Source organism: Streptomyces sp. NPDC059455, assembly GCF_042750115.1.
Classification (GTDB): Bacteria; Actinomycetota; Actinomycetes; order Streptomycetales; family Streptomycetaceae; genus Streptomyces; species Streptomyces endocoffeicus.
Genome location: NZ_JBHYVB010000315.1, coordinates 1 through 9662 on the forward strand (window position 1 = coordinate 1; position 9662 = coordinate 9662).

Annotated in this window: 12 protein-coding genes; 3 read left to right on the forward strand and 9 right to left on the reverse strand. The window is 70.8% G+C overall.

Annotation, left to right across the window (positions count from 1 at the left end; all coding sequences use genetic code 11):
• From ACFXB5_RS50510 to ACFXB5_RS50530, 5 genes are all read right to left on the reverse strand, one after another.
• Nucleotides 1–847 (reverse strand): electron transfer flavoprotein subunit alpha/FixB family protein (locus ACFXB5_RS50510; protein WP_385222059.1); only part of this gene is annotated, 847 nt, incomplete at its 3' end.
• A gap of 84 nt (nucleotides 848–931) precedes the next feature.
• Entirely contained in the window at nucleotides 932–1717 is a 786-nt protein-coding gene (locus ACFXB5_RS50515; RefSeq protein WP_385222062.1) for an electron transfer flavoprotein subunit beta/FixA family protein, read from the reverse strand.
• Between the two features lie 263 nt (nucleotides 1718–1980).
• Nucleotides 1981–2487: a flavin reductase family protein gene (locus ACFXB5_RS50520; protein WP_385222065.1), complete on the reverse strand. Its 507-nt coding sequence runs from the start codon at nucleotides 2485–2487 to the stop codon at nucleotides 1981–1983.
• A 55-nt stretch (nucleotides 2488–2542) separates the two neighbouring features.
• Nucleotides 2543–2623, reverse strand: coding sequence for a putative leader peptide (locus tag ACFXB5_RS50525; protein WP_317259516.1), 81 nt, complete (start codon nucleotides 2621–2623; stop codon nucleotides 2543–2545).
• A 58-nt stretch (nucleotides 2624–2681) separates the two neighbouring features.
• Entirely contained in the window at nucleotides 2682–3008 is a 327-nt protein-coding gene (locus ACFXB5_RS50530) for a thioredoxin family protein (protein WP_020873454.1), read from the reverse strand.
• Between the two features lie 215 nt (nucleotides 3009–3223).
• Here ACFXB5_RS50530 and ACFXB5_RS50535 point away from each other — a divergent pair, with 215 nt between their 5' ends.
• Nucleotides 3224–3955 (forward strand): 1-acyl-sn-glycerol-3-phosphate acyltransferase, encoded by a 732-nt coding sequence (locus ACFXB5_RS50535; RefSeq protein ID WP_201855744.1) that lies wholly within the window; start codon nucleotides 3224–3226, stop codon nucleotides 3953–3955.
• Nucleotides 3956–4024: 69 nt separating this feature from the next.
• On the opposite strand, the gene ACFXB5_RS50540 is transcribed toward ACFXB5_RS50535, so the two are convergent.
• The 3 genes from ACFXB5_RS50540 to ACFXB5_RS50550 are packed head-to-tail and all read right to left on the reverse strand — an operon-like array spanning nucleotide 4025 to nucleotide 7316.
• A complete protein-coding gene (locus ACFXB5_RS50540; RefSeq protein WP_385222070.1) occupies nucleotides 4025–5086 on the reverse strand; it encodes a threonine aldolase family protein in 1062 nt (353 codons plus the stop codon).
• The gene (locus ACFXB5_RS50545) at nucleotides 5083–5865 is read right to left on the reverse strand and encodes an SDR family NAD(P)-dependent oxidoreductase (protein ID WP_385222073.1); all 783 of its coding nucleotides are present in this window, start codon (nucleotides 5863–5865) and stop codon (nucleotides 5083–5085) included. The genes ACFXB5_RS50540 and ACFXB5_RS50545 overlap by 4 nt, the downstream gene beginning before the upstream one ends.
• A 53-nt stretch (nucleotides 5866–5918) precedes the next feature.
• Entirely contained in the window at nucleotides 5919–7316 is a 1398-nt protein-coding gene (locus ACFXB5_RS50550) for a DUF6421 family protein (protein ID WP_385222076.1), read from the reverse strand.
• A gap of 309 nt (nucleotides 7317–7625) precedes the next feature.
• Here ACFXB5_RS50550 and ACFXB5_RS50555 point away from each other — a divergent pair, with 309 nt between their 5' ends.
• Complete coding sequence (locus ACFXB5_RS50555) at nucleotides 7626–8309, forward strand: glycerophosphodiester phosphodiesterase (protein WP_385222078.1); 684 nt, start codon at nucleotides 7626–7628, stop codon at nucleotides 8307–8309.
• A 95-nt stretch (nucleotides 8310–8404) separates the two neighbouring features.
• Here ACFXB5_RS50555 and ACFXB5_RS50560 read toward each other — a convergent pair whose 3' ends face one another.
• On the reverse strand, nucleotides 8405–8962 hold the full coding sequence (locus ACFXB5_RS50560; protein WP_385222081.1) for a GNAT family N-acetyltransferase: 558 nt from the start codon (nucleotides 8960–8962) through the stop codon (nucleotides 8405–8407).
• Nucleotides 8963–9051: 89 nt separating this feature from the next.
• Between ACFXB5_RS50560 and ACFXB5_RS50565 the strand changes: the two genes are divergently transcribed.
• Nucleotides 9052–9444, forward strand: a complete 393-nt coding sequence (locus ACFXB5_RS50565; protein ID WP_385222083.1) for a VOC family protein — start codon at nucleotides 9052–9054, stop codon at nucleotides 9442–9444.
• The last annotated feature ends 218 nt before the right edge of the window (nucleotides 9445–9662 follow it).

Here is a 9662-nt window from a genome sequence, read left to right on the forward strand (position 1 = left end):
CCACGATGGTCATCGAGGTCTGCATACCGGCCCGGTGCTGGATCGCACCCGAGATGCCCGCCGCGATGTAGAGCTGCGGCGAGACGGACTTGCCGGTCTGGCCCACCTGGTTGGTGTGCGGGTACCAGCCCGCGTCCACCGCCGCGCGCGAGGCGCCGACGGCCGCGCCGAGGGAGTCGGCCAGGGCCTCGACGACGGGGAAGTTCTCCGCGCCGCCCACACCACGCCCACCGGAGACCACGATCGCGGCCTCGGTCAGCTCCGGACGCCCCGTCGACTCACGCGGCGTACGCGAGACGACCTTCGTACCGGTGGCGCGCTCCGAGAAGGACACCTCGAGCGCCTCGACCGCGCCCGCGGCCGGGGCGGCCTCCACGGCGGCCGAGTTCGGCTTCACGGTGATCACCGGAGTGCCCTTGCTGACCCGGGACTTGGTGGTGAAGGCGGCGGCGAACACCGACTGCGTGGCCACCGGACCCTCGTCACCGGCCTCCAGGTCCACGGCGTCGGTGATGATGCCCGAGCCGATGCGGACCGCCAGCCGGGCCGCGATCTCCTTGCCCTCCGCGGAGGACGGGAACAGTACGGCGGACGGCGACACGGCCTCGTACGCGGCCTGGAGCGCGTCCACCTTCGGCACCACAAGGTAGTCGGCGAACTCCGGCGCGTCCGCGGTCAGCACCCGCACGGCACCGTGCTCGGCGAGGACGGACGCGGTGTTCTCGGCACCGGAACCGAGGGAGACGGCGACGGGCTCACCGATACGGCGGGCCAGGGTCAGCAGCTCCAGGGTGGGCTTGCGGACGGCACCGTCCACGTGGTCGACGTAGACAAGGACTTCAGCCATGGGAATCGCTCTCCTGCGACATGCGAAAGATCTGGGCGGTAGGGGCAGCGCGGCTCAGATGAACTTCTGACCCGCGAGGCGGCGTCAGACGAACTTGCGCTCCGCGAGAAAGGCGGCGAGCTGCTTGCCGCCCTCGCCCTCGTCCTTGACGATCGTGCCCGCGGTGCGGGCCGGACGCTCGGTGGCACCGTCCACGGCGGTCCAGGCACCCTCGAGACCGACCTCGTCCGACTCGATCTCCAGGTCCTCCAGGTCCCAGGAGGTCACCGGCTTCTTCTTCGCCGCCATGATGCCCTTGAACGACGGGTAACGGGCCTCACCGGACTGGTCGGTCACCGACACCACCGCCGGAAGCCGCGCCTGAAGCTGCTCGGTCGCGGTGTCACCGTCACGGCGCCCCGTCACGGCGCCGTCCTCCACCGACACCTCCGACAGCAGCGACACCTGCGGCACCCCGAGGCGCTCGGCCAGCATCGCCGGCAGCACACCCATCGTGCCGTCGGTGGAGGCCATACCGCACACCACCAGGTCGTAGCCGGTCTTCTCGATGGCCTTGGCCAGCACCAGCGAGGTGCCCAGCGCGTCGGTGCCGTGCAGATCGTCGTCCTCGACGTGCACGGCCTTGTCCGCACCCATCGACAGCGCCTTGCGCAGCGCGTCCTTGGCGTCCTCCGGGCCGACGGTCAGCACGGTGATCTCGGCGTCATCGGCCTCATCGGCGATCTGCAGGGCCTGCTCGACCGCGTACTCGTCCAGCTCCGAGAGCAGGCCGTCCACGTCGTCGCGATCGACGGTCAGGTCTTCGGCGAAGTGCCGGTCGCCGGTGGCGTCGGGCACGTACTTAACACAGACAACGATCCTCAAGCTCACGCCGGCTCTCCTACTGCATCGTCTCTACCGAGCTGCCTTGTTGCTGGCAGCATAGGCGCCTTCGGGGGCGGGACCCGGGCGGTACCGCGGGCGGTTCCTGCCGGGGCGGCCCATGCACCGCAGCAAAATATTACTCGTCAGTACACCGAGCTCATTCCCCGTACGCAACCCGCTTGAACTGTGACCTTGCCAACGGCGGTGATCCATGCGAGGCGTACATGCCAACCGGAGAGGCGCGGGTCGGCCGCGGAGCGCGTGGCGGTTCAGTCGCGGAGCGAGTTGAAGCGCCCCTGGTGGTAAAGCAGCGGACGGCCGGCCCCGGCCGCCGTACCCGTGGTGACCTCGCCGATCAGCACCCGGTGGTCCCCGGCGGGTATCCGGGCCACCACCCGGCACACCAGCCACGCCAGCACCCCGTCGAGCACCGGTACGCCCTCCGGTCCCGAGCGCCAGCCGGTGGCCGGTCCGAAGCGGTCGGCACCGCTGCGCGCGAAGGTCGCGGCCAGCTCCCGCTGGTGCTCGCCCAGAATGTGGACACCGACATACTCGGCCTCGGACAGCACCGGCCAGCTCGATGAGCCGGTGCCCACGCCGAAGGAGAGCAGCGGCGGCTCGGCGGCCACGGAGGCGAGGGAGGTGGCGGTGAAGCCGACCGGGCGGGTGCCCTGGGCGGTGATCACGGCGACGCCGGAGGCGTGCCGGCGGAAGACGGAGCGGAAGAGGTCGGACGTCGTCAGCGGGGACGTGCCGAGGTCGTGCGTTGCCGTCATGGAGTTGTCCTTCTGCCGGAGGTACGGGCGGGAGTCTGCGCTTGTCCTCGTTCGCTCACCCGCCCGGACACCGTGCGCCGGCGGTCCGCATCAGGTCCACGTGCACACGTCCGTAAAGAAGGGGTCCAGGGCGCATGCCGTTCACCCTGACCACGCCGGGTGCGGACCGTCAAGTGGGGCCGGGGCGCGGAGACTCACACGGCATCACCCAGAGCGGCGATGACATCGGCCCGGCGCGGCAGCCCGGAGGCCCGCCGTACGACCCGCCCGGCCGCGTCGAGCACCAGCACGGTGGGGGTGCGGGCGATGTCCAGCGCCCGGACGAGCTCCAGCCGCGACTCGGCGTCGATCTCGATATGCGCCACCCCGTCCACCATCGCGGCCACCTCGGACAGCGTCCGCCGGGTGGCCCGGCAGGGCTGGCAGAAGGCGCTCGAGAACTGGACCAGCGTCGCCCGCTCCCCCAGCTCCGCGCCGAGCTCGGCGGCGCCCAGCCGCCGGCTTCCGTCGCCGTCTCGCACCTGTCTCCTCCCGGTCGGACCTCCCTCCTACAGCGTCCTGGGCGGCCCGGGGATTCCCCGGCGGCCCACCGACGTGATGAGGATCTCGCGGCCGGGCCGTGCCGCGCGGTAGCACAAAGAGACGACATCGGGCACCATCTGCCAGAAGCCGGATACCTACGGCCGCGTAACTTCCGCCGGGAGAACCCTCCCCAGGCACCGACGAAGGGTCCTCAATGGCAGAGCTCGTCTACCCGCCGGTGGTCGGCATCGCCCGCACCATGTTCAAGGCGCTCGATCTGCGCTTCGACATCAAGGGCACCGAGAATGTCCCGCAGCGGGGTGGCGCGGTTCTGGTGAGCAACCACATCGGCTATCTCGACTTCGTCTTCTGCGGGCTGACCGCCCGTCCGGCCAAGCGGCTGGTGCGGTTCATGGCCAAGGAGTCGGTCTTCCGGCACAAGGTCTCCGGGCCGCTGATGCGCGCGATGAAGCACATTCCGGTGGACCGCGCGGCGGGCATGGACGCGTACAAGCACGCCCTGCGGGCGCTGCGCTCCGGCGAGATCATCGGCGTCTTCCCGGAGGCGACGATCTCGAGGTCCTTCACGCTCAAGAACTTCAAGTCGGGCGCGGCCCGGCTGGCACAGGAGGCGGGGGTCCCGCTGCTGCCGATGGCGCTGTGGGGCACGCAGCGGCTGTGGACCAAGGGCCAGAAGCGGGCGCTGGGCCGCCATCACTTCCCGATCACGATGCGGATCGGCGAGCCGATGGAGGCCGACCCGACCGAGCCGTCGGACACCCTGACCGAGCGGCTGCGCGGCCGGGTGCAGGAGCTGCTGGAGGCGGCGCAGCGGGCGTATCCGGTGCGGCCCAAGGGCCCGGAGGACACCTGGTGGGTCCCGGCCCACCTGGGCGGCACCGCTCCCACGCCGGCCGAGGCGCTGGCCCTGGACCGGGGCCGTTAGGGTCCTTCTGGCGGAAGACCGCGGGGCGGGCCGTGCGGCCCGCCCCGTGCGCTCATTCCCGGAAACGGCCTACCGGCCCATCTCCTCCTTGAGGGCCGTGAGGAAGCCGTCCACGTCCTCCTCCGTGGTGTCGAAGGAGCACATCCAGCGCACATCGCCCGCGGCCTCGTCCCAGAAGTAGAAGCGGTAGCGCTTCTGGAGGCGTTCGCTCACCTCGTGCGGGAGCCGGGCGAAGACCGCGTTGGCCTGGACCGGGTGGAGGATCTTCACCCCGTCCACCGCGCGCACGCCGTCTGCCAGCCGCTGGGCCATGGCGTTGGCGTGGCGGGCGTTGCGCAGCCACAGGTCGCGGGCGAGCAGGGCCTCCAGCTGGACGGAGATGAACCGCATCTTGGACGCCAGCTGCATGGACAGCTTGCGCAGATGCTTCATGGCACCCACCGCGTCCGGGTCGAGGACGACGACGGCCTCGCCGAAGAGCATCCCGTTCTTGGTGCCGCCGAACGACAGGATGTCGACGCCCGCCGCGTTGGTGAACGCGCGCATCGGCACGTCGAGGGACGCGGCCGCGTTGGCTATCCGGGCGCCGTCGAGGTGGACCTTCATCCCGCGCTCGTGCGCGTGATCGCAGATGGCGCGGACCTCGTCCACCGTGTAGACGGTGCCGAGCTCGGTGTTCTGGGCGATCGAGACCACCTGCGGCATCGCCCGGTGCTCATCGTCCCAGCCCCACGCCTGGCGGTCGATGAGCTCGGGGGTGAGCTTGCCGTCCTCGGTGGGGACGGTGAGCAGCTTCAGCCCGCCGACCCGCTCGGGCGCCCCGCACTCGTCCACGTTGATATGGGCGGACTCGGCGCAGATGACCGCGCCCCAGCGGTCGGTGAGGGCCTGCAGGGCGACGACGTTGGAGCCGGTGCCGTTGAAGACCGGGAACGCCTGGGCGTGCGGGCCGAAGTGGCTGCGCATGACGAACTGCAGATGCGCGGTGTAGTCGTCCTCGCCGTACGCGACCTGATGGCCTCCGTCGGCGAGGGCGAGCGCGGCGAGGATCTCCGGGTGGGTGCCGGCGTAATTGTCGCTGGCGAAGCCGCGCACCTCGGGGTCGTGGTGACGGCGGGCGTCGGTCCTCACTGCTTGGGGGTCAGCCACTGGCGGGTTCCGTTCACTTCCTGGGCGGGCCGGTCCCAGAGTCCGGTGATGGCCTCGGCCAGCTCCTTGACGTCCGTGAAGCCCGCGAACTTCGCGTTGGGGCGCTCCGCCCGCATGGCGTCGTGCACCAGCGCCTTTACCACCAGGATGGCAGCGGCCGCCGGCGGACCGCCCTCGCCCCCCAGTTTGCGGAAGGAGTCGGCGAGCGCGAGCGTCCAGGCCTCGGCGGCGGCCTTGGCGGCGGCGTACGCGGCGTTGCCCGCGGTGGGCTTGGACGCGCCCGCCGCGCTGATCAGCACATAGCGGCCCTTGCCGCTGCGCAGCAGGGCGTCGTGGAAGGCGAGGGAGGTGTGCTGGGCGGTGCGGATCAGCAGATTGTGCAGGGTGTCCCAGTCGGCGAGCGGGGCGTCGGGGAAGGTCTTGCTGCCGCGCCAGCCGCCGACCAGGTGGATCAGCCCGTCGACCCGGCCGAACTCCTTCTCGGTGCGGTCGGCCCAGGCGCGGGCGGCGCCGAGGTCGAGCAGGTCGACCGTCTCGCCGGTGACGCTGGCGCCGCCGTGGGCGTAGCGCGCCACGTCCACCACCTCGGCCAGCCGGACCGGGTCGGCGTCGGAGGCGACGACGGTGGCGCCCGCCTCGGCGAGGCGGAGCACCGCGGCCCGGCCCGCCGGGCCGGCCGCGCCGGCCACCGCCACCACCGCACCGTCCAGCGGCCTCTCGCCCGGCTCGTTCGGGCTCGGGCTCGATGTCGGTGTGGTCATGCTCGCTGCCTCCTCGTCCTGCCCCGCGTGGGGGCTGTGCGCCGCCGCGGTGCTCATGCCGCCGCCGGTAGGTCGCTGTCGGCCGTGATGCCCTTGGTGGAGGCGACCACGTCTCGCAGCTTCTTCCCGAGCGCCTCGTAGAACATGCTCAGCGGAAACTCGTCGGGGAGCACGTCGTCGACGAGCTTGCGCGGCGGCTGGCTCAGGTCCAGGGCTTCGGGGCCCTTGGCCCAGACCGAGCCGGGGTGTGGGGCGAGATAGGTCGACACCAGCTCGTACGCCTTGAACCAGTGGACGAGCTTGGGGCGGTCGATGCCGTCGCGGTAGAGCTTCTCGATCTCGCCGCACAGCTGGTTGGTGACCTGCGAGGCGCGGGACCAGTCGATGTGCAGGGTGTTGTCCGTCCAGCGTACGACGTCGTGCTGGTGGAGGTAGGCGAAGAGCAACTGGCCGCCGAGCCCGTCGTAGTTGCGGACCCGCGCGCCGGTGACCGGGAACCGGAACATCCGGTCGAAGATCACGGCGTACTGGACGTCGCGGCCCTGGACGACGCCCTCGGCGTCCAGCTTCACGGCCTCCTTGAAGGCGGTGAGGTCGCAGCGCAGCTCCTCCAGTCCGTACATCCAGAACGGCTGCCGCTGCTTGATCATGAAGGGGTCGAACGGCAGGTCGCCATGGCTGTGGGTGCGGTCGTGGACCATGTCCCACAGGGCGAACGCCTCCTGGCAGCGGCGCTGGTCGGCGAGCATGTCCCGGATGTCGTCGGGGAGTTCGATGCCCAGGGCCCGGACGGCGGCCTCGCTGACCCGGCGGAACCGGGCCGCCTCGCGGTCGCAGAAGATGCCGCCCCAGCTGAACCGCTCGGGGGCCTCCCGGACGGCGATGGTCTCGGGGAAGAGCACCGCGGAGTTGGTGTCGTAGCCGGAGGTGAAGTCCTCGAAGGCCAGTCCGCAGTAGAGCGCGTTGTCATAGCGGGTGCGCTCCAGCTCGGCCAGCCACTCCGGCCAGACCATGCGCAGCACCACGGCTTCCAGATTGCGGTCCGGATTGCCGTTCTGCGTGTACATGGGGAAGACCACCAGGTGCTGGAGGCCGTCGGCGCGTGTGCGGGCGGGCTGGAAGGCGAGCAGCGAGTCGAGGAAGTCGGGGACGCCGAATCCCTCCTCGGTCCAGCGGCGCAGATCCGCGACGACCGCCCGGTGGTAGTCGGCGTCGTGCGGAAGCAGCGGGGCGAGCTCCTCGATGGCCCCGATCACCCGGTCGACGGTCGCCGCGGCGGTCTCCCGAGTGGGTGCGCCCTCGGCGTCGAAGTCGATGGAACCGTCCTTGGACTGCCACGGGCGAAACGTTTCGACAGCGTCCTTGAGGGTTGGCCAGGCCGAATGATCGACCACACGCTCTGCGGGCAGAACAACACCTTCAGCTATCGCGGACGAAAGAATTTTCGTCATGACCACTCCTTCACCGAAGAAACTCGCGTATGACCACCGTATCTATGGAAGCTCCCTTGCTCAAGCGACGGTACGGGAAATCATCCTGCGCCACACCCGCACCACCGCAGTTTTTCCTGCCCCCATCGGCTCGGCTCATGCCACGGCCCCGCTTGAACGGTCCCGTCATGAGCGGCCGGTATGGTGTGCGCCGGTCCGGGCGGCCCATCCGCCGCGTGCCGATGAATCAGCCATCCCACTGCCTCCCCCGACCCGACGAAGACGACCCGACGAAGGCCGTTCGAGGGCCGTCAGAAGAGCGAGACAGCGTTGACTTTTCTCACCATCGGACACCGCGGAGTGATGGGTGTCGAGCCGGAGAACACCCTGCGGTCCTTCGTCCGCGCCGAGCACGAGGGCATGGACGTCATCGAACTGGACCTGCACCTCAGCAAGGACGGCGCGCTCGTGGTGATGCACGACGCGGACGTCGACCGCACCACCGACGGCAAGGGCCCGATCAGTGACTTCACCCTCGCAGAGCTGCGTGGGCTGGACGCCGGGAAGGGTGAGCGGATCCCGGTCTTCGAGGAGGTCGTGGACGCCGTCCAGGCGCCGCTCCAGGCCGAGATCAAGGACACGGCGGCCGCCCGGGCGCTGGCCGAGGTGCTGACCCGCCGCGATCTGCTGGACCGGGTGGACATCCTGTCCTTCCACGACGAGGCGCTCGCCGAGATCCGCACCCTGCTCCCGACCGCCCGCACCGCCCTCGTGGCCAGCCGCTACGGCCTCGATGTGATCGACCGGGCGCATGCGGTCGGCGCCGGGATGCTGGTGCTCAACATCCGCAGGCTGACGCTGGAGCTGGTGGAGAAGGCCCACGCCGACGACCTCAAGGTCATCGGCTGGACCGTGAACACCCCCGACCATCTGAAGCTGGTCCGCGGCCTCCACCTGGACGGCGCCACGACCGACTTCCCGGAGATCCGGCGGGCGGCGCGCTTCACGGCGTGACCCACTCGCGGACGGCATTCACCCGTACGGCGTAAGCGGTGCCACGAGTCCCGGCCCTCAGAGACCCCTCCGAGGCCCGGGACCCTCGGAGGGGCTCAGTCGAGGGGCTTGATCAGCAGCTCGAACTCGAGGTCGGCGCGGCGCGGTACGCCGAAGCGCTCGTCGCCGTACGGAAACGGGGTCATCCGGCCGGTACGGGCGTAGCCGCGCCGCTCGTACCAGGCGATCAGCTCCTCGCGGGCGGAGATCACCGTCATATGCATCTCCTTGGCGCCCCACTCCGCCCGCGCGAACCGCTCGGCCTCGGCGATGATCTCCTTGCCCAGGCCCCCGCCCTGGAGCGCGGGCCGGACCGCGAACATGCCGAAGTAGGCGTGGTCACCGCGGTGCTCGAGCTGGCAGCAGGCGGTCAGCTCACCGTTCCGCTCGACGATCATCATCCGGCCGTTCTCGGCCCCCACCACGTCCGCGACACCCCCCGGGTCGGTGCGCTGCCCGTCCAGGATGTCCGCTTCCGTGGTCCATCCGGCGCGGCTGGCGTCCCCGCGGTAGGCCGACTCGATCAGGGCCACCAGCCCCTCCACATCGGCCTCGGTCGCCGTGCGGAAGGTGAGCGGGTCGGTGGCTCGTACGGTGGCGTCCGCGGTGTCCATGGCGTCGGCGGGTTCCCTTCGGTGACGGTCGGTGGCGGCAAATAGACCTTAACCTGCCCCGAAGGGGTCAGGTTGCGTAGGGTCGCGGCATGGTTCACGTACTGAGCAGCCGTGTCCTGCTGCGGCCGACGGACCCCGAGCGCTCCCGGGCGTTCTACGGCGAGGCCCTGGGTCTGGCGGTGTACCGGGAGTTCGGGACGGGCCCCGAGCGCGGCACGGTCTACTTCCTCGGCGGGGGCTTCCTGGAGGTCTCCGGCCGCTCGGACACCCCGCCCGTCCCGGGCCTCCAGCTGTGGCTCCAGGTGGCGGACGCGGCGGCGGCGCACAAGGAGCTCACCGCGCAGGGGGTCGAGGTGCTGCGGCCGCCGAAGAAGGAGCCGTGGGGCCTGGTGGAGATGTGGATCGCGGATCCGGACGGACTCAAAATCGTTATCGTGGAAGTGCCGCAGGACCATCCGATTCGCTACCGTCCGGGGATCTAGCAGCAGACACGACAAAGCGCCCGCCCGGCGCCACGTGGATCGCGGATCCGGACGGCGTGCGGATCGCGGTCGTGGAGGTCCCCGAGGACCATCCGCTGCGCTACCGCCCCTGATGTCTCCTTCTCGTGTCGCCCCCCCCCCCCGGGGGGGGGGGGGGGGGGGGGGGGGCGCGCGGGGGGCGTACACCGGGCGGGGGGGTAGAGGGTTGGGGGCCCCCC